General features: G+C 35.0%; 17 protein-coding genes. 3 read left to right on the forward strand and 14 right to left on the reverse strand.

The window, feature by feature from the left end:
• Positions 1-507 precede the first annotated feature (507 nt).
• The 3 genes from ispE to rhaD all read right to left on the reverse strand — a co-directional run bounded on the left by ispE (position 508) and on the right by rhaD (position 3,153).
• Positions 508-1,362, reverse strand: coding sequence for a 4-(cytidine 5'-diphospho)-2-C-methyl-D-erythritol kinase (ispE, locus tag EJN90_RS03725; RefSeq protein WP_126108933.1), 855 nt, complete (start codon positions 1,360-1,362; stop codon positions 508-510).
• Positions 1,363-1,464: 102 nt separating this feature from the next.
• The gene (locus tag EJN90_RS03730) at positions 1,465-2,304 is read right to left on the reverse strand and encodes a sugar phosphate isomerase/epimerase family protein (protein WP_164543996.1); all 840 of its coding nucleotides are present in this window, start codon (positions 2,302-2,304) and stop codon (positions 1,465-1,467) included.
• A 24-nt stretch (positions 2,305-2,328) separates the two neighbouring features.
• Positions 2,329-3,153 carry a rhamnulose-1-phosphate aldolase gene (rhaD, locus tag EJN90_RS03735; RefSeq protein WP_126108935.1) on the reverse strand — a complete coding sequence of 275 codons (825 nt, stop codon included), beginning with the start codon at positions 3,151-3,153 and terminating at the stop codon, positions 2,329-2,331.
• A gap of 241 nt (positions 3,154-3,394) precedes the next feature.
• Here rhaD and EJN90_RS03740 point away from each other — a divergent pair, with 241 nt between their 5' ends.
• Genes EJN90_RS03740 through EJN90_RS03750 form a run of 3 tightly spaced genes read left to right on the forward strand, consistent with a single transcriptional unit; the run spans position 3,395 to position 6,749 of the window.
• Positions 3,395-4,171, forward strand: a complete 777-nt coding sequence (locus EJN90_RS03740; RefSeq protein WP_227872569.1) for a DeoR/GlpR family DNA-binding transcription regulator — start codon at positions 3,395-3,397, stop codon at positions 4,169-4,171.
• A gap of 17 nt (positions 4,172-4,188) precedes the next feature.
• Positions 4,189-4,503: an L-rhamnose mutarotase gene (gene rhaM / locus EJN90_RS03745; protein ID WP_126108936.1), complete on the forward strand. Its 315-nt coding sequence runs from the start codon at positions 4,189-4,191 to the stop codon at positions 4,501-4,503.
• Positions 4,504-4,529: 26 nt separating this feature from the next.
• The gene (locus tag EJN90_RS03750; RefSeq protein WP_126108937.1) at positions 4,530-6,749 is read left to right on the forward strand and encodes a helix-turn-helix transcriptional regulator; all 2,220 of its coding nucleotides are present in this window, start codon (positions 4,530-4,532) and stop codon (positions 6,747-6,749) included.
• A 15-nt stretch (positions 6,750-6,764) separates the two neighbouring features.
• Here the strand turns inward: EJN90_RS03750 and EJN90_RS03755 are convergent, their stop codons facing one another.
• From EJN90_RS03755 to bglB, 11 genes are all read right to left on the reverse strand, one after another.
• A complete protein-coding gene (locus EJN90_RS03755; RefSeq protein ID WP_126108938.1) occupies positions 6,765-8,777 on the reverse strand; it encodes a beta-galactosidase in 2,013 nt (670 codons plus the stop codon).
• A gap of 29 nt (positions 8,778-8,806) precedes the next feature.
• Entirely contained in the window at positions 8,807-9,685 is an 879-nt protein-coding gene (locus tag EJN90_RS03760) for a carbohydrate ABC transporter permease (protein ID WP_126108939.1), read from the reverse strand.
• Between the two features lie 10 nt (positions 9,686-9,695).
• Positions 9,696-10,649, reverse strand: coding sequence for an ABC transporter permease (locus tag EJN90_RS03765; RefSeq protein ID WP_126108940.1), 954 nt, complete (start codon positions 10,647-10,649; stop codon positions 9,696-9,698).
• A gap of 110 nt (positions 10,650-10,759) precedes the next feature.
• Positions 10,760-12,301, reverse strand: coding sequence for an extracellular solute-binding protein (locus tag EJN90_RS03770; RefSeq protein WP_126108941.1), 1,542 nt, complete (start codon positions 12,299-12,301; stop codon positions 10,760-10,762).
• A complete protein-coding gene (locus EJN90_RS03775; protein WP_126108942.1) occupies positions 12,294-14,801 on the reverse strand; it encodes an exo-rhamnogalacturonan lyase family protein in 2,508 nt (835 codons plus the stop codon). The genes EJN90_RS03770 and EJN90_RS03775 overlap by 8 nt, the downstream gene beginning before the upstream one ends.
• Positions 14,802-14,817: 16 nt before the next feature.
• Complete coding sequence (locus EJN90_RS03780; protein WP_126108943.1) at positions 14,818-15,444, reverse strand: YesL family protein; 627 nt, start codon at positions 15,442-15,444, stop codon at positions 14,818-14,820.
• Positions 15,445-15,450: 6 nt separating this feature from the next.
• The gene (locus tag EJN90_RS03785; RefSeq protein ID WP_126108944.1) at positions 15,451-16,128 is read right to left on the reverse strand and encodes a DUF1961 family protein; all 678 of its coding nucleotides are present in this window, start codon (positions 16,126-16,128) and stop codon (positions 15,451-15,453) included.
• A 563-nt stretch (positions 16,129-16,691) separates the two neighbouring features.
• Positions 16,692-17,987: a TRAP transporter large permease gene (locus EJN90_RS03790; RefSeq protein WP_126108945.1), complete on the reverse strand. Its 1,296-nt coding sequence runs from the start codon at positions 17,985-17,987 to the stop codon at positions 16,692-16,694.
• Between the two features lie 7 nt (positions 17,988-17,994).
• Positions 17,995-18,522: a TRAP transporter small permease gene (locus EJN90_RS03795; RefSeq protein WP_126108946.1), complete on the reverse strand. Its 528-nt coding sequence runs from the start codon at positions 18,520-18,522 to the stop codon at positions 17,995-17,997.
• 15 nt (positions 18,523-18,537) lie between these two features.
• Positions 18,538-19,563, reverse strand: a complete 1,026-nt coding sequence (locus tag EJN90_RS03800; RefSeq protein WP_126108947.1) for a TRAP transporter substrate-binding protein — start codon at positions 19,561-19,563, stop codon at positions 18,538-18,540.
• A 60-nt stretch (positions 19,564-19,623) separates the two neighbouring features.
• Positions 19,624-20,730 (reverse strand): beta-galactosidase BglB, encoded by a 1,107-nt coding sequence (gene bglB / locus EJN90_RS03805; protein ID WP_126108948.1) that lies wholly within the window; start codon positions 20,728-20,730, stop codon positions 19,624-19,626.
• Positions 20,731-20,783: the final 53 nt, after the last annotated feature.

The raw sequence follows: 20,783 nt of genomic DNA on the forward strand, positions 1-20,783 counted from the left end.
GATTCCTGTTTACTCATAAAGAAGACTTTATCACAGCTCTCTTTCCTTAGTCAATAGAATCAACCTCTCTTTTCAACTATCAAATAATTGCTTTTATTCTTAAATGAAATATTTTAAAATTCTTTATTTTAAAAGCAATCATTTTATCTAAACAAATGAAAACTCATTCATAAAAGATGAGCAATAAACTGATAAGAAAAACCGACAAGTCCGCCTTGGCCTATGAAAAAATAGGAAATTTGACCCTGAATTGTCAGGAGACTTCACGCTTCAGCGGGTTAGTCGAATGATATGCGTTAGCGAGCAGCGAAGCGCGCAATGGGGCAAATTTATCTTTTTTTCACTAGGTCAAGACTTGGGAGCTAGACATTGATGGCTGAACTTATAATCCCCTAGTCTATAAGAAAACTTTCATGTTATTCCAAATGAAGATTCTTTCGAAGCATCAACACCAAAAAAGCAATTAACCTACCTATCAAGATAAAGTTAATTGCTCTTTAAAATTTTCTATTTTAACGTCCTGCATATATACACTTCTTCGCAAAAACCTCTTAAGCTGTTATAGACACGTTTCACGCGCGTGTAATTCCTGCTAAAGCCAATGATTGTTGGTCCGCTTCCGCTCATCGTGGCCCCGTCTAATCCATACCGTAACATCCGGTCCTTCAATTGTTTTAATTGAGGATACCGCTCAAAAGTAACGGCTTCTAAAGCGTTGCTTAAATGGCTGGTCATTTCATAATAATCGTTTTGTTCAATCGCATTTTCTACAATCTTAGATTTCGGAGTGTAATCAATCGCTTCAATTTCTAAAGAACGGAAAACCGTTCTTGTCGACACGCTAATTCGTGGTTTTGCAAGAATCACCCAACAAGGAGGAATGTCTTTGATCGGTCGTACATTTTCTCCGCTTCCCGATACAAAAGCCGTTCCACCTACAATCGAATAAGGAACATCTGTACCAATTTGCATGCCGATATCAATTAATTCTTCTATACTCAATTGTAAATCCCATATCCTGTTCAAAGCACGTAAGGTAGCAGCAGCATCCGTACTGCCTCCCCCTAGTCCGGCGGCAACGGGTATTTGTTTATCAATATCAACTTTTATCCCCATCGGAATTTGATATTTTTCTTTTAATAACTTGATTGCTTGGTATACATGATTCCGCTTATCAACCGGTAAAAACGCTTTATTTGTATAAACTTCAATTCGATCTTCCATTAAAGGAGTGAATGTTAAATGGTCAGCAAGATCTACGGAAGACATAATCATTTCTAGTTCATGATAGCCGTCTTCTCGCTTATATAAAACATCAAGCGTTAAGTTAATTTTCGCTGGCGCTCGCTCTACCCATTCCATTCCGCTTCCCCCTTTATTATTCAATACTACATGAATTGATTGAATTTATAAAGAAAAAGCTTGTAAAATACGGCATGAAAAACACTTTTAGCCGAATGACAATTACTTGTTTATTTTTTCCAAATAAGCAATCGCATTTGGAATATCCGGTTCTTTTGTTTCTTCCATTATTAAGTGGAGGTAAGGTTTTTCTTGAGAGACTTTTTTCAGCAAATATTCAAAGTCCATTTCACCAGTTCCAATCGCTACTGGTTTTACAAGATTATTTTCAACAACAAAATCTTTTAAATGAATTGCCGCAATTTCACTTCCAAATAAATTGAACGCTTCATCAATTACTTCTTTTTGATTTTGAACTGTATCAGGCCGTAAAAAATTCGTGACATCCAAAATAACTTGCATATTTGGAGACTGAATACGATCCAATAACTCTCTCATTTTTTTCGGTGAATAGATCGGGTGATTAAGTCCACCTTCAATCGCGACCGTCATTCCCAGCTTTTCGGCATAAGTTACCATTTTTTTCACAGATTCGACAACTTTTTCAAAGGCTTCCTCTGTAAAGTTTTCTTCCGTGTAATGAATTTCTTCATCGACACAACCTGTTTCTGTGGCAACCATAGAGGCTCCAAACGCTTTTGCGACACGTAAATAGCTGCAAAACTTATCAATAAGTTTTTCTCTTTCATTTAAATCTGGATGAATCATGTTAATATAGCAGCTTAATACAGTAATTTGGATATCTTGTTTTGAGAAAATTCTTTGGTAATAATTTCCCATTCCTGGGTTCATGTTTTCAAATTGTGACGGCACACTTGGAAAAGAAAAAGGCAAAGCAAATTGTATATTTTTCAATCCTGTCTCAGCTATTTTTTCAGCTAACCTTTCAGCGGTGTCTTCTCTATAAAAATCATGTCCACGAACTGCTAAATTTAGTTCCATGTAAAATATTCCCTCCATCTTTATTTATACTTCTAGGTATCCTTCGTGCGGTTCAACGTTAAATCCTTTTCCTAACGCTGCTAGTTGTTCATCTGTAATCGTTTGTAAAATTTCACCTTGTGCACGAACATAAGTGAAAACTTGTGCTGCTTTTTCTGCAGTCTCAATTAAGCCAAATGTTTCGTCAATGTCTTTTCCAGCACCATATACTCCATGATGCGGCCAAATAACTACTCGTGTTTCTTTCATTTTATTTGATGTCGCTTCTCCAATTTTTGTCGTTCCAGGAACAATCCAAGGTATGATTCCAACCCCTTCAGGAAATACTACCAAGCATTCAGTACACATTTGCCATAAAGTTCTCGTAAAATCACGTTCATTCAATGGATGAGTAAAGGTCATTGCTAGCAAATGAGTTGTGTGGCAATGCATGATCACTCGATTTTCGGGATCCACTTCTAAACGAGCCATATGACTCATCAAATGGGATGGCAATTCACTTGTTGGAATTCCTCCTTCTGAATACCCCCATAGTAATTCTACACTATTTCCTTCTTGGGAAATTCGGATAATCCCCAGTGTTCTCTCTGGATGATTGATTACATTCTTAAAGTATTCTCCTGAACCCGTTACAATAAATATTTTCCCAGCTAATTTTTCTCCATCAAACGGAATCGGAATCACTCTTTTTACATTCGTTAAATCTAAATAATTTGCTACTTCTTCCTCTTCTAAAAGATAGCTGACATTTCCGCCATTTCGTTCATCCCATCCTAAACGATACATGTTTGCAGTAACTTCCATCATTTCCTTTACAAATGGAGCTTCTAAAATATTCATTTTTGTCATCCCAGTACACCTCTTTATTTTTTTACGGCTAATCTCAACATAGCCTTTTTTATTGTAAAACCTAACGCAAATCCTCATAGAAAAAGCAACATTTTTGATTATCCTCTTCATTACATCCTAATTATCCCACATTTCCAAAGCTTATTCAACAAAATACCAAGGAAATAAAAGAATAATCCAGATAAAAACAAAGGAATATTGCAAAAAAACATATTTTTCTATAAAATAGAAGAAAGATAAAATGAAAGAGGTAAAAGCGATGTTAGCTTTCGAGAGACGAGACGCAATTACAAACAAAATAACGCGTGAAAAGAAAATTTTAGTTTCTGAATTATCGATTCTTTTTGATGTATCCGAAGAAACCATTCGAAGAGATTTAGAAAAGCTAGAAAAGGAAGGTTTATTAACACGTACCCACGGCGGCGCTACCTTGAACTCCCAAACCAGCCAGGATATTCCATACATTACGCGAAATACTTTAAACAAAGACTTAAAGACTACCATTGCTCAAAAGATACTGAGTATCATTCCAGACAATGCTACTTTAATGGTAGATTCTAGTTCAACTGTTTTTGAAGCAATGGATACTCTGAAGCATTTACGCAATAATATAACGATTATTACCAATTCACTTGAAATACTCTATACTTTCAAAAATAGTGAGTTTCAACTTATTTCAACTGGCGGCAACATACGCAAACAATCCCAAGCTATGGTGGGTTCTTCTGCAGAATCAATTTTGAATCGATACAATGTGGATTTTGGGGTGTTTAGCTGTAAGGGCCTTTCCCTAACAAGCGGTGTAATGGATTCTAATGAACCCGAAGCAGAAATTAAAAAAATAATGGGCAGCCGTGCCAAAAAGATCATCTTGTTAGTAGATTCCAGCAAATTCGATGTCCCTGCATTCGTAAATGTATTTACATTGGAACAAATCGACTATTTGATTACAGATAAAAAACCTTCTCAAGAGTGGATAGCTATTTGCGAAGAAAAAAATATAACCTTAATATACTGAATAAAGGAGTTCTCATTATGAAAAGAATTGCATCTATTATGTATCTAAAAACTGGTATGGAAGAGGAATATGAAAAACGTCATGACGAATTATGGCCGGAGATGAAAGACACATTGAAGGAGCACGGTGCATCGAACTATTCCATTTTTTTAGAACCAGCCTCTGGAAAGCTATTTGCTTATCTTGAAGTGAATGATGAAGATCATTATAACCAAATCAGCGCAACAGATATCTGCCAGAAATGGTGGGCATACATGGAGCCGCTGATGGAAACAAACGCTGACAACAGCCCAATTTCCACGCCTTTGACGGAAGTTTTTTATTTGGAGTAAATACATTGAATAGGTTGAGGTAAGTAATGAAAAGAAAAATAATTTTAATCGCTATTTCTTTTTCTATCCCTGTGGTATTTATATCTTCACTTATGATTTATTTAGTACAAGGACCTATTAAGAGGGAATTTGTAGCTGAGCACAGTAAAGAATTCTCTCAAAAAGTAGATTCCATTGATTATACTTTACAGCAATTAGAGACATATATTTCTAATTGGGGGGAGACTTTTAAAGACGACTTTTTTATTGATCTCTCTTCTACTGCTGAAAGTTACCAACTAATTGATGAAATTAATAAACGTCTCTTTTTTCTTGAGAATACTTCTCCTTTAATCAAATCAACATTTATTTCAGTGGGCGGAAATGAACCATTCTATATTGATACTGGCGGAACATGGCCTAATACTGGAGAAGATTCCTTCCCATCTCTTACCGAATTAGAAAGCGAGAGGTCTTTTCAGTGGATCAGAAAAGCAACGAATGAAAAAGTGAATCTCTTCTTTGCTTTAAATTTAGGTGATTCAGACAATGATTCCCCTATCCATCTACTTGTTAATATTGATTTACAAAATCTATCCAATATGTTGACAGGAATCACAAAAAATGAAAACGATTACTACGCATACTTAATGAATGGCCTTCCCATTGTTTCTTCGGAATCACTCCCAGAAGAAATATGGCAGAAAATTAAACATTCTACTCACTCCATTGAATTATTTTCTCATAATCATATGGAAAAAAGCATGGTTTCCATAACAAAAAATCGTTTTAATCATGAATGGGCTTTTTATTCTGTTATTCCAGTAAGCAATTTGATACAGCCCATTCAATTTGTGTCCACGATTCTTCTCTATGGATCGATAATTTTGATTATTGCTACAATCTTTTTTAACTATTATCTTTCTAAGAAACAATATGAACCTATTTTCCAGCTGATAGGCGAGATTTTTGGAGAAAACAGTTTAAACCAAACTTCAAAAAATGCGATAGAATACTTGAAAAAACAATGGCTCGATTTACAAGAAGAGAAATCTTTTTTAATCGCTCAATCCAATAATCATGCTATAAAGGCTAAAAAGAATTTAATTTCTCGAACGATCAGAGGTGAATTTAATTATTATTCTGAAAGTGAACTACTTATAAAATTAAAATCAAGTGGTTGGAATACAATTGATCAAGGTTTCCATATGTACTCCATTCAAATAACGGAATATATTGAAGCAGGTGAGCGACAACAAGAGCGACATGAAGTTACTGACTTTATTCTCCACAATATAATTACGGATATTGCTGAACAGTACTTTTCCGACTACACCATTTTAAATAGCATTCATAATTGCTCCTTTTTATTTGTTACTTCGAGTGATTGTAATAAAATAAGTGAAAAAGAGCTGATTGACGACATTTTTCATCATATTAATAGAGTCGTAAAACGCTACGTTACCATTTGTAAAAGTGCTACTTATGTAAAACTTAAAGCGTTACCAACACTATTTGATAATCTATCTTACTATCGTCTGTTCCATGAGATGAAAAAAGAAAATCAAATCTTAGTTCTTCCCGAAAAACAAGAAAGAAAAATAAATATTCGAACAATTTATCCTTCTCATTATGAAGAACGAATACTTAATAGTTTTAGAAATAAGAATAAAGACGAACTGCAAAAAAACACTTCTGAATTTGTAGTTTCAGTTCTCAAACATTCGAATATTCAAATTTTTATTTTAGAAGCAGTGAAGCAGTTATACAATACTCTCTCGTTTTTCCTTCTTGAAAATGGAATCTTTCATAACGAATACATTTCAAAACATGACCTTTTGTCTTCTATAGAAGACCACTTTGTTTCTACACAAATTGAAAATCAACTGTTCCAGAAATTCTTGGGCGAGGTATTTGATATTTATATTTCTAGAACAAATGAAGGACTTCAAACAGAGGTTATGCAACTGCGTGACTATCTACAATTGCATTACAACGACCCTAATTTATCACTGGAACAATCTGCCGCAGAATTAAATTTAGATTTGTCTTTATTAAGTCGAGAATTTAAGAAATATGTGGGGTTAAATTATATTGACTTCATTACTGAATTAAGAATTGAACAAGCAAAATATCTTTTAATTAATACAGATAACCGAATTCATACGATTGCCGAAGAAATTGGCTATAACAGTAGTTATTTTAATAAACTTTTCAAGAAAAAAATCGGGATTACACCTGGAAAATTTAGAGAACAAAATAAATAAAGCTGCAAAACTTTTTTAAGTTTGCAGCTTTATTTCTTCTTTATCTAACTCAATAATCCGACACTCAAAGGGATTCAATTCATTTGAAGAAAAATTATCTTTGTGATTTGTCCAAATGATTTGATGGGAATTTTTCAAATTATATTTTTTTCTATCTGCTTGCATATTTGCCATCCAAATTTGAGTTTTACCATCTACTGTTTTCCGGATATACTTAACAATTCCGACTTCAATTTCTAACTCTATCTGTTCATTATGTTTTATAAGATAAGTATCAATTAATCTATTCCATTGTATACTCGAAAATAAATCTTCGGCAACTGCACCCAGGTAGATGACTTTTCCTTTTTCAATCGATTTTTCAAAACTATAAACCCTATTTTTCGTAATCCCACTTGTTCCAACTCCAAGTATGTTACTGTTTTTAGGAGGCGTTAAAAATGAACTTAATCCACTTAGCTTTTCATTTTCTCCAAAAGCTTTTCCATAAATATCAATACCTTTGGCTTCTGTTTGGATAAAATTATTAATTCCGAGCCATTTTCCTAATTTGCTTAGTCCATTCTCGCTTGGCCAACTATGTTCCTCTGTTCGATCACCTGTCATTGGACCGATAATACATGTTCCACCTTGATTTACAAAATGAGTGATCTTCTCTAATAAATCTTCCGAAACATGATGTAGATAAGGGACGAAAATACAGTTATATTTTAGAAAATCATTTTGTTCCGGTATTACGTCCACCGTAATTCCTTTGTTTAGCAAACTTGTATACAGCTTCGTCATTTCACTTCGGTAATCGTAATTTTTACTTGGTTCATTCAAAAAATACCTCTTTGCCCTATCAGAATAAATAACAGCAACATCTGGTCTTTCAAAAGTACTTTTTTCTAAAAGTGGCTTGATTTCTGTAAACAGGCTTCCTGCCTTTTTTACATCTCGATAGCTTATATCAGGTTCCCCAACAGGGGTAACAACTGCTGAATGAGGTTGTTCACATCCATTACGATGCCTTCTAAAATGCCAGTAATTAAACGTCCTGCTTCCAGCTGCATAATTTAAAAAAACTTCTGTTTGTAGATAATTTTCTGGATGAGGAATGCCATATGAGTTACTGTGCCCACCATGTGAAGTAGAAGTTTCCAATAGCATGAAATCTCCGTTTGATTTCATATTTCTCCAAAAATCTAAATTAAGTGTATAAGCTGAATAGTTATCTGAAGATGCGTAAGTATCGAAGCTGGCAAAGTCTAATTGATCAAAAATCCGATAGTTATCTATATTAAATCCCAAAGCAGAATTATGTGTAATGGGAAATATACAATGCTCCCGAATTGCTTCTACTTGTTCCCCCACAAATTCTACAAGTTGTTCTTCTGTAAACTTTCTATAAGCATTTTTCAAAGATAAATTGTGAAGAAAAGGAGTGGTCGCAGGAGGGACAACCTCTTCAAACGATCGATAGCTTTCGCTCCAAATATTCGTCCCCCATGCGTCATTCAGCCTTTCGATGTCTTTATACTCTCTCTCTAACCACTTTCCCCACAACTTTACGCAGCTATCACAAATACATAAATCAGTATGAGCTTTAAATTCATTGTCCAACTGAATACCAATGATATGATCATAGTCTCTTATTACTTCAGCTATTTTAGAAGCCAATTGATTTGCTTTTTTTCTAAAGAAAGCATTATTCGTACAGACATGTTGTCTGGATCCATGAATCAACGTTTGGTTGAATTCATTTTTTACCAATCGATCATCATTTTTATAGGTCATCCAACGAGGTGGTGTAGGCGTCGGTATCCCCACTATTACGTTCATTTCGTATTCTTTTAAGATATTTAACGAGTCAATCAATATTTGAAAATCATATTTCCCTTCTTCCGGTTCTAAAAGAGACCATATGAACTCTCCAATTCTGGTTACATTCATATTTAATTGCTTCATATGCTGGACATCTCTTATGAAAACTTCTTTATTCCAATGTTCGGGATAAAGGCAAGCTCCATAGTAGTAATCTTTCATGATTTTCTTCTCCTTCTATTGATCATAAATTATCCTTTTACAGATCCTACAAGCATTCCTTTTGTAAAGTGTTTTTGTAGAAATGGATAAAAAATTAAAATCGGTAATGTTGCAACAATAATCACGGCAAATTTGATCCCTTGCTCAGGCGGAACGTAATTCGGATCTAGCATTCCCATTGCATTTGCTGCATTTGAACTCATTGTAATTTGACGTAATAATACTTGAATTGGCCATTTCGTGCTGTCATTAATATAAAGAAGCCCACTCATAAAATCATTCCATATTCCTACTGCGTAAAATAAAGAGAATGTTGCAAGAATTGGTTTTGATAAAGGTAAGAAAATTCTCCAAAAAACACCAATATCCGTACAACCATCCATCTTTGCAGATTCCTCAAGTTCAACTGGAAGTTCTTGAAAATAATTTTTTATAATCATCATATTGAAGGGGTTTATTGCAGCTGGTAAAATCAATGCCCAATAAGAATCTAACAAACCTAGTCCTTTCACTATTAAATAAGTTGGAATCATTCCCCCAGAAAATAACATCGCAAAAATTACTAGATTTAATAATAAATTTCTCCCTGGCATCTGTTTTCTAGATAAAGGATATGCAAACGTTACAGTTAATATTAACTGAACGATTGTTCCTACTAAGGTCACGCAAATTGTGACAATTAAACTCCTTAAAAATGTATTGGTTGAAAATATGTACTTATAAGATTCAAAAGAAAATGTTTCTGGCCAAATAAAGAATGGTCGTAAAGAAATTTCTGCTTCTGTAGCGAAAGATGCTGCTAGCACATAGACAAAAGGGAGCAACATAATAATCCCTAAAAAAGCTACTAAAATATGATTAAAGAAATCGAAAACTTTTCCTGCTGGTGTGTTGAATCGCTTATTCATTGTATCCCTCCTAGTAAAGACCACTCTGTCCAAAATATTTTGCTAATTTATTTGTACTGAAAACTAAAATAACACCTACGACTGACTTGAATAAGCCTACAGCTGTACTATAGCTATACGCCCCTTGAGTAATCCCCAGCATATAGACATATGTATCAAATACATCTGCTACGCTTCTATTAAGAGCGTTTGTCATTAAATAGATTTGATCGAATCCAGTATTCAAAATACTCCCTACGCGCATAATCAACATCAAAATAATAGTGCTTCGAATGGCTGGCAATGTAACATGCCACAAACGGGCAAATCGTCCTGCTCCATCCATAATGGCCGCTTCATACTGTTCTTGATCTACGTTAGCAAGAGCAGCTAGAAATATAATGGTCCCCCACCCTGTTTCTTTCCAAATGTTCTGCAAAATAATCATCGGACGAAACCAATTTGGATTGGTCAAAAAGTCGATTTCTTGTCCAGTTATTTGATTAACCAAAGTGACAATTGCTCCTCCATCAACCGTGAATAAAATATAAAAGATGCTGACAACAATCGTCCAGGATAAAAAGTGAGGAATATATACTAAGGTCTGGACGAATCTTTTATACAGTGCATTTCGAATTTCATTTAACAAAAGCGCTAATATAATCGGCGCTGGAAAAACAATGGCAATGTTTAGAAAAGCTAACATCAGTGTATTACGCATTAATCTAAAGAAGTCCGGATTGATAAAAAAGTCTTTGAAGTTCTCTATACCTACCCATTTACTTTCTGCAATCCCTAAATGTGGGACATAGTCTTGAAACGCAATTACTAAACCAAACATCGGACCATACTTAAAAAGTAAAAAATACAATAAACCGGGAATAGCTAGTAAATACAGCCACTTATTTTCTTTTATATTTTTTTGTATCTTTTTAACTTTGGATACTTTTAATGGTTTATCATTTGTCTCAATGGAATGAATCATTTCAACTCCTCCTTATTTACTATTTCTAATCGTTTACAATAAAACCCAGATAACAGGAAATTTTAGTTACCTGGGCTTAGTTTTTCCCATTTATCATGTATTCCTAGATTTTAGTTACCTTGATATAATTCATTTATTTCTGCTTCAATGTCGTCTCCGCCGCTCTTTACCCATAATTCTATTGCGTCTTTCCATCCTTGCTCATCAATTTGACCAGCAATAAACTGAATTCTTGCATCTGAAATAATATTATCTAGCTGAGCGCCTTTTTCTGTGTATGTTTCACTTATATACGGAGCGGCAGGATTAAATACTGCATATTCAGCATCATGTTCCATAAAGCCTAGACGTCTTTCCCAAGCTTCTAACTCATATCCTTCGGCCGGTTTAGAAGTATAGTAATCATTCCCAGCCACATTCGTTCCAATTTGTGCATAGTTTTTGACAGCCATGTTGATTTCTGCTGCTTCTTCTGTTTCTGGTTGAACAATTTCAATATACTCATCATCCAACTTATTAAAGTTCACTCCATCAATACCATTATTCAAAAGAACTTGAATTTCTTTTTCATTTGTCTTATCAATAAATGATAAAACTTCTTTTAATTCTTCTTCTGTTTTTACGCTTGCTTTTGGAATTGCCAAGAAGCCTGAATATCCGTCTGTTGGATGTGCAAAAAGTTCTCCATCAGAAGATTTTAGATTACCTATCACTGTAATAAATTGACTGTAATCATCTGGATTAGTTTCTTTAAAGATACTTGTAATGGAACCTGCACGGGAAAAAGTATCAATAATAATTCCCCCACCAGTCTCACTAACGAAAGGATCATTCCATTTATCTGCAGCTAATGTTGCAAAATCTTTATTAATATAGCCATTTTCTACCATGTCTCTCAGATAAATTAATGATTCTAAATACTCTTCCGTTTTGAAACTAGGAATTAACTTCCCGCCTTCTTCTCCCCAAGCATTAGGAGCACCAAACCATGTTGCTAACACATCATAAGGACTGTTAGAATTGATTGAACCTGGCCATTTAGGAATAACTAAACCAGTAGTATCATTTTGACCATTTCCGTCCGGATCACTTTCAGTAAATGCTTTTGCTACATCGTATAAATCCTCAGTTGTCTCAGGAACTTCCAGCCCTAAATTATCTAACCAGTCTTTCCGAATCATTACGGAAGTTCGCATTACGTCACGTCGACGATAAATACCATATACTTCCCCATTAACACTAGAGTTATTCAAAATATTTTCATCGTACTTTGCAAGATTGGGGTAGTCATCAAGGTAATCAGATAATTCCCAAAATGCCCCCGCGTTTGCCGATTTTACAAAACCTCCTGATTTCCCTTGTATAATCATGATTTTAGGTAAATCGTCAGAAGCTAACGTAACATTCATTTTATCCTCATAAGATGTATTAGGAACCCAAGAAATATTAATATCTGTTCCAGTAGCTTCTTCAATCTCCTTCTCTAATCGATTGCCAGGAGCAGGTGGTTCTGTTTCTATATACGGTGCCATAATAGTAATTTCATTATTAGATTCTGCAGTATCACTCTCTGCGCTGCTGCTTCCGCATCCACTTACTAACAAAGCTAAAGATGCCATTGATGATATCGCTAAAATTCTCTTCTTATTCATGTTCTTCCTCCATAAAATTTATTGTTGGTAAATATTCACCTATTAGTTCTAAACATAACATCAAATTCAAACACCATTGCGATACTACATTTGTAGAAATCCAAGGCATTTCTCTAATATTTTTCCAAGTTTTTACTTCATTAAGTGTTTCTAATACCGGTACTGGAATCCCAGACTTGTCTGGATCAAGAAGAATATCCCATGTTTTCTTTGCCAAATCCTCATCTTTGTAGTAGTTTGCAGCATAAGCCATCATTCCAGTTGCAAACATTGGCCAAGCAAAATGCTTATCATTCAGATCACCTCCACTTTCTATTAACTTTTCTTTATCAGAAAGAGCGTAAAAACGCCCGAATTCAGCCAACATCTCATTCCAACCATCATTTTTTATATTTTCAGCTAATTCCAACCAGACTTGCGGAGCACCAAATGAAATAACCATATGGTAACCACCTACATTTCCCGTTCCAAAGTAATGCAATTGTTTTGTTTTTGGATCAAAATGATAAGTTGGGCCAGATAATAACTTCATTGGAGTATGATAAATTGAATCAATTCCAACCATAATTTGATCGAGATATTTTTTCTCCCCCGTCAATTCATAGTATGTAAACCAATTAGATACTAATGCTGCCCAATCAGGACCCACTCTAATTGGAACCGTGGTTTCATTGGAAGAATAAAATTCTCTTAGTGGTTCCAGCTTTTCGAAAACGCCTTCATTATCTTTTACTTCTTCTAGCAAATCTTTTGTCCTGCTGTCTCCAGTTAAGTAATAGTAATAGCGATGAAGACCAGCCATTGATATTCGAGCTTCTTTACACTGACATCCCCAATGCAGGACATTGTGGCGTGATCCTAGACCTTTGTACTCACCTAAATGATAAACATCTACTTCTGATGTATGTCTTGTCATCGCTTCAGCCAGTCGAAACACTTCTTCTTTTCCTGTTCTTAAAAAATATTGCCACAACCACATATTCGGTACTAATTCCGTGTTTTGCCAAGCATATCCCCCTAAGTCATACCGCCACATATGGCGGTATGGATCGTAAGTATGCATCACATCACCATAATTCCAAAAGCCATACCAGTCTCGTTGCTCAACCTCTTTATAATAAAAATTGAATAATTCTTCCATCTGCTTTTCTAAAAACTTTTTTGTTTTATTTTCTTTGTTTGGAAGACTCCAGACTCCGAAAACTTTCGTTTCATAGTACCTTTCTGGTGCCATAACAATTAAAGGAGCGTCAATTGTATCTAACGTCATATTCCATAAATCCTCACTTGTAGGACTTTCATCATACAAAGCAACTGTTAGCCTACTAGTGTTCGCAATTCCTATTGGAGTAGAACGAATTTCTTCCATACCTTCATAAGCACTTAACATATGGTCCCGTTTAGAATAATGGGTAAAATCTATCGGCTCACTTTCGGGTGACCATAGCCAAGCTGTGATTGTCGTTGCTGCCTCGTTCAAACCATCCACCCTTAATGACGCAGGATATTTCTCCCAAAAATCATTTAACACAAGGGCTGTTCCACCGTTCCTCCCTCCAGCATAAATCATTCCTTTCGATCGTTTTCCAGATCCCAATTTGATAAAGGTATGATTTTCATCTGTTTGTTTTTTTATTTCATAATGACTAGAAGACAGCTGTGAAACTTTATAGTTATTCCAAATGGCATTTTCTTTTGCGTGAGTTAACATCTCATCATTCTCTTCCGAAATCTCAACAATTTCACCACGAACTTGTTGGGAATAGAGACTATTTTTTATTGCATGCCTTCTTGAGAGTAATAACTGAGCAGGCTCTGAATATACGCCATCGTCCCCCCCGACGCGAACATGTCTATTCCAGGATTCCCCTACAATATTCGTTTTATAGTTCAACCCCAATCCTTCTATATTATCGGAAGCTCCAATAATGACTGTATGTGTAATATCTATCGTATTAAGATTAGCAAAAAACTGAAAACGGGTCTCGAACTGATACATTATTTCTTTATTTCTTTGTATCAAACTTGTTACCTTTACTACGGTTTTTATTGCTCCATTTTCTTCAATCTCAACTTTGTCAATAAGTGCAGGAATCGTCTCTCCATCTACTTTTATAATCACTTGAAAATCGGCCAGTTTTATTTCATTATTTATCTTAACCCATTCCAACAAACTTTTTCCTTCTCCGTGTTTTGGAAAATATGCTGTCAATCGATTATTATTTATATAGATACCGTTATACTTATTTGTCGCAATCTCATCTCCATCGAATTCTCTTTCCTTTGATAAAACTAATTCTGTACTGTGATCGAGGACAGCAGCGTGTCCTGTCCATTTTATTGAGCCATCCGGCCAAACAGCCATTATGTTTGTTTGAATGGGCGCTCCATCGAGAGATTGGTATTTCTCTACTTGATTTTTTTCTAACTCACCTTGTTTCCATGGATACCCCCACGAAATTCCTTTTTTTATTCTAGGTGCACTTCCTAACCATTTCATTCTATAAAAACTCCTTCTAGTCACTTCCGTTTATTAGTCTTTCATTTCTTTCAAATGTTTGTAAATATATTCCTTGATTAACAAAAATCCATGTTCCAAAGCTATAAAAAGGTATTAAGCCGGGCAGACTGAATGATACGACGACACAAAAACCTATCCAAATAATCGCTAATAGTAAGGGAGCTAGATTTCTTATGGCAAATTGAATAAGCGTCCGATGATATCTCTTTGTATCAACCTCATAAAATATATAGATTGGGGCGATTAAAGTAAAATAAGACATAAGTAAGATGCTAATCGAAAGAAAAAGGTTATTTACAATAGAGTACTGTGTCCAATTTAAATCGTTTATAAAACGTATATCTAATAAAAGTAATACTACAATCAGCTCAAAAGGAAGAAAGATACTATTCGCCCTTTTGAATTCCTGCCTGTAAACTCTAACAAATTTCGCTATTGTTTGATTTCCTTTGCCTTGATAATAATCCTTTGCTAGTTCGTGAGAAGCAATTAAACTAGGTCCCAAGCCAAAAATGATTCCCCCAAGAAGAGTTCCTAATAAAAATAAAATATTTAATTTTGCACATATATATAGAATAGAAAGTAGATTATAGACCCTATTAACAAAAGTTTGCGCTTTCATAAAAAATCAACCATCTTTCTTTTTCAATGCATAAATTTTCAAATCTTTATAAATAGCTTTCATAGGAGCCATTTGACGAAAACCTACCATACCAGAATTCAAAGGTTTCCCGTTTTTACCTTCATCTATCCAGTCCAATAATTTTAGGTCATTTATATAGAACGTAATTCTATTCTGAAACTTTATTAATTTTACCTTGTAAAACTCTAGTGCATCTTCTACCGGCGGCAGTGGATCTGCTCCTTGCGCTGCAAAATGAAAACCGTAGCTTTTCCTTAAGTTACACGTTCTAAACGCTCGTTCTGTTTCATATTTATGACGAAAATAAGATAAATGATATGCATTCAGATCTCCATGATGATATTGTGGATAATAACCAGTTCTTCTTTGTAGTGCCTCTGAAAAAATAGATTGATTATTTTTACCTTTTGCTGCAAAAAATACCATGCATAAACCCGGTTCTCTTAATGGTTTAAATTTCCATTCAATTTTGATGTCGGATGGAAACTCTTGAGGAATCCAAAACGTCCAGTGAGCATAATCTCCTAATTTTTCTGAAAGTGCATTCTCTAAAATTAATCCACCAGAGAAACTTCTTTTAATTGCTCCTTCTTCAACCCAGTCCTGAACATCTTTTTCTTCCCTTAATGCATTATCATAAATTAATGTTTCTTCCCATTCCAAATTTCCCTCTCCTTTCTTTGGCTTAATAAATCTTATAAAACAAGCATAATTAGAATACTTATTTCCATCAATGGCTTCTTTTTGTAACCGCTTTAAACCGTTGTCGTATAGCGGTTCGATTTGTTGTTTACAAAAAAGTACAAGAAGAGGAAATAGAAAATAAGGACTGCAATCAGGTCTATTTGTCCCTTATGAAAAATAGGAGTACTCTCCTAGATTGCTTGGAACTTTCCGCTTTCATAGCTTAATTGAATGATACGTATTAGAAAGGTATATCTTATTCATTTTTGGGAAAATAGTCTTGGTCCGCTAGAACTTAAATAAGAAAAGCGGACAAGTCCGCCTTGGCCTATGAAAAAATAGGAAATTTGACCCTGAATGAGCAGCGAAGCGCGCAATGGGGCAAATTTATCTTTTTTTCACTAGGTCAGGACTTGGGAGCTAGACATTGATGGCTGAACTTATAATCCCCTAGTCTAGAAAAAAACTTAAAAAGTCTACATATTCAAAAAAAATAATGAGCTGGGATTTTTCCCGACTCATTATTTTTTATCTTTCATTTTCTACCCTGCTAAATTAGGCAGCCACATGATTAGTTGAGGGAAGTACGTAATCGCAAATAGTACAATCAAAATGATTACATAAAACGGTATCATTGGTTTTAGTAAACTTTCAACTTTTACTTTCGCTACACTCGCTCCAACATAAAGTCCTGTACCGACTGGTGGAGTTATGGATCCCACACAAAGATTCATGATTGAGAATAATCCATAATGTACCGGATCAATACCAATACTTGTTACAATCGGCAAGAAAATCGGTGTGAAAATTAAGATTGCAGGTGCAACGTCCATGAACATCCCTACTACAAGCAACACAATGTTAATTAACAGTAAGATAATAAAGGGACTATCCGTCAGCCCTAGTATTGCTCCGCTTATCGCTTGGGGAATTCCTGTAAACGCCATAGCGAATGACATCATAGAAGATGTAGCTAGCAAGAACATGATTGTACCTGACATCTCAACAGCTTGAACAATCATACCCGGTATTTGTTTCCATGTAACGGTTTTATAGTAGAACAATGACAATACCAATGCATAAACAACTGAAACAGCTGAAGCTTCGATTGCAGTAAATAATCCTGACATAATACCGCCAATAATAATCACGATTAATAACAAACTTGGCACAGAATCAATCAACACTTTACCAGTGCTCTTACTTTTATCACGTTCAACAATTGGATAATTTCTCTTTTTAGCTAAAAAGATAGCAACAGCTATGATTCCTAAAGACCAAAGAATCCCCACAACATAACCACCTAGAAATAAACTAGAAATAGATGCTCCCCCAGCAATCGTTGAAAACATAATGAATGCAGTACTTGGTGGAACCACCATCCCAGTTGGTGCAGAAGCTATATTTACAGATGCCGCATATTCAGGATCATATCCTTCTTTTACTTGTTGTGGCACTAGCACCCCGCCGATTGCGGTAGAGGCTGCAATGGCAGAACTGGAAATAGAGCCAAACAAAGCGTTCCCAATAACGTTTGTAATTGCCAATGCCCCCGGAATTCTTCCTGCAAAAAGCATAGCAAAGTCGACGAGCTTCTGGGCTATTCCTCCGTTATTCATGATAATCCCCGACAAAACAAAGAAGGGAATTGCTACGAGAGAAAAGCTATTAATACTACCTACCATCTTTTGCGCCGAACTGAATACTGCGATGTCGAATGGAATAACCAATAATAAGGTAGCCATTGATGAAGCGGCAATACTAATGGCAATCGGCATTCCTAATACTAACAAAATCATAAAAACAACTAATAATATTAAACCAGCTTGTAATTCCATTTCATTTTCACCTTCCCTTATCCAAGACTTCTTCTGTTTCAATCATTTCTCTATTTGATGTTTCCATATTTGTATTGGTAAAAATACCATAGAGATTCATTAAACTATAGATCAGCATAATGACACCAGAAACTGGGACAGACAGATAGATATATCCCATTGGAAGACTTAAGGACGGTGAAATTTGACTCATGGTAAGCGAAGTAGCTTTGCTGCCTCCATAAATCATGATAATAATAGAAAAAAGTACAAATAGTATTTGAACAATGATTTCTAAAATTCGTTTGTTCTTTTTGTTAAGACTATCACTTAGTAAAGTAACTGCTAAGTGACTCTTTTTTCCAACCACATAAGCAGAGGAAAGCATCCCCAGCCATACTAGTGAAAAACGTACAAACTCTTCTGTTAATGTACTTGGATTATTTAAAATGGTTCGGGCAATCACTTGCCACATTACAACCAAAACCATGACAATTAATGTTATCCCACAAATCCATTCTAATGATTTATCTAAATATTTTTTTATTTGCTTCATGTTTCTATTACACTCCTATTCTTCCGCATCGCTTAAATCACGAATGGCTTTATACATATCCCCGTACTCTTCACTATTTTTGAATTGATCGTGAAGGGGTTGAACTGCTTCTTGGAAAGGAGCTTTATCAACTTCATTAAATTGAACACCGAATCGTTCTACAGCAGCAGCTTTTTCTTCTTCAACCGCTTCTTTAAATACTTTTATTTCGTATTCTTTTGATTCTTCGGCTGCTTCATATATTGCTTTTTGTTGTTCTTCCGTTAAACCGTCTAATGTTTCTTGATTCATAATCATAATATCCGGCACTCGTGTATGTTCATCATAAGAATAATGCTTTGCAATATCACCGTGCCCGGCAGTTACAAGCACAAACTCATTATTTTCTGCCCCATTAATCAAGTTGGATTGCATGGAAGTGTACACTTCGTCACTTCCCATAGGAGTTGGTGAACCACCTAGTAGTTCTACCATTTGAATAGCGGTTTCACTTTGCAATACACGGACTTTTTTTCCTTTCAAATCATCGGGGTGATTTACCGGACCGTCTACCATATAAAAACTTCTTTGCCCAGAATCATAATAAGTAAGGCCGACAAATCCCAAATCCTTTGTTGACTGATAAATAGGATTCGTAATCGTGTCATCTTCCATCACACGGAAAAAATGGTCCTCGCTGTCAAACAAATAAGGAACTGAAAAAATAGCATAATCTTTGGAAAAACTTTCCAAAGCCGATCCACTTACTTTTGTAAAATCAATTGCCCCTGTTTGAGTCAGCTCAATTAATTCTCTTTCTCCACCTAATTGTCCATCAGGAAAATACTCAATTACAACTTCTCCATCTGATTTTTCTTCAACCAATTCTCCAAATTTATTCATTGCATCGATAACTGGCTGGCTATTACTTGCATAAGAAAACCGAAGTACGACAGCTTCATCTGATCCTATTTCTCCATTTGTTGCTCCACAAGCCGCAAGCGAAAGCAATGATACACTTCCAAGGAGAGCGGTTTTCCATTTTTTTCTAAGTTTAATCATTATTTAATTCTCCTCAATCTAACAAAAATCTATACTAACTATTTCATAATTCTTTGATTTTTAAACAAACGATACTAATAATTCAGCTAACGCAAGGATTGTTAAAGATTGTCCATAAGGCATCGTCGTGATTCCGATTTCTTTATAAAATTCAAGAGAATCACCCATCCCTGTTCCAATTGAAACTTTTTGAACTGCCCCAGTCTCATCAATTTCATTTAGTAAACCAAGCACAGCTTTTTCAGCTGTTTTTTCATAATCTTTACTAATATAACGTTTGTGTATTGATTTTAAGATTCCATATGCAAAGCCGGCAGTTGCAGACGCTTCCAAATAGGAAGTAGAATCGTTTAACAATGTGTGCCATAAACCACTTTCATCTTGAAGTTCTGCTAATGTTTTAATTTGATGGTTTAATGTATCCAATAAGAATGTCCTCAAGAAGTCTCCTTCTTTTAATTCCAAGATTTCAATGATTTCTGGAATTGCAATCGTAATCCAACAATTTCCACGAGCCCACAATGCTTCTGCATAGTTATGATTTTCTTCAAAGGTCCATCCGTGATACCAAAGACCTGTTTTCTTATCAGCTAGATATTTCACGTGAATAAGGAACTGTTTCTTTGCTTCTTCTAAATATTCTGGACGATTCAATAATTTACCAATCTTAGCTAAAGGAAGGACCGTCATCATTAATGTGTCATCCCATAATTGATTTTTATTTTCTGGTCCGTATGTCATGTGCTGCAATCCATCATCATTTGTTCGAGGCATATCATGCATTACCCATTCAGCCCATTGGTCTAAGTAAGGTAAGAAACGTTGATCTTGAAACTCTTCATACAAGAAAGCCATTGTCAATAGTGGTGCCATTGTATTAACATTTTTTGGAGGCGCTCCTTCTTCTAGGCGTTTTTCAAACCATTCCGTCACAATCGTTAGCGCTTTTTCATCATTCGTGAGTTTCCAATATTTAAAAATACCGTATAGTCCTACCCCTTGAGGCCAGTTCCAAACAGACCAACTTTTATCATCCACTTTTAATCCATCGAAATCTAATAAAAATTCACCTGTATCGTCTTTGATTTGAGTCAAATTATCCATCATCAAATCAATCGCTTTCAATATTTCTTCTTTTTCTACAAATAATTCATTTTTAATAATCATTTTATAATCCTCCCTTTTGTTTTCCCTTGATTCGCTTACATTATAACGAACAT

Origin of the sequence: Jeotgalibaca ciconiae, from assembly GCF_003955755.1 — a bacterium.
Taxonomy (GTDB): Bacteria; Bacillota; Bacilli; order Lactobacillales; family Aerococcaceae; genus Jeotgalibaca; species Jeotgalibaca ciconiae.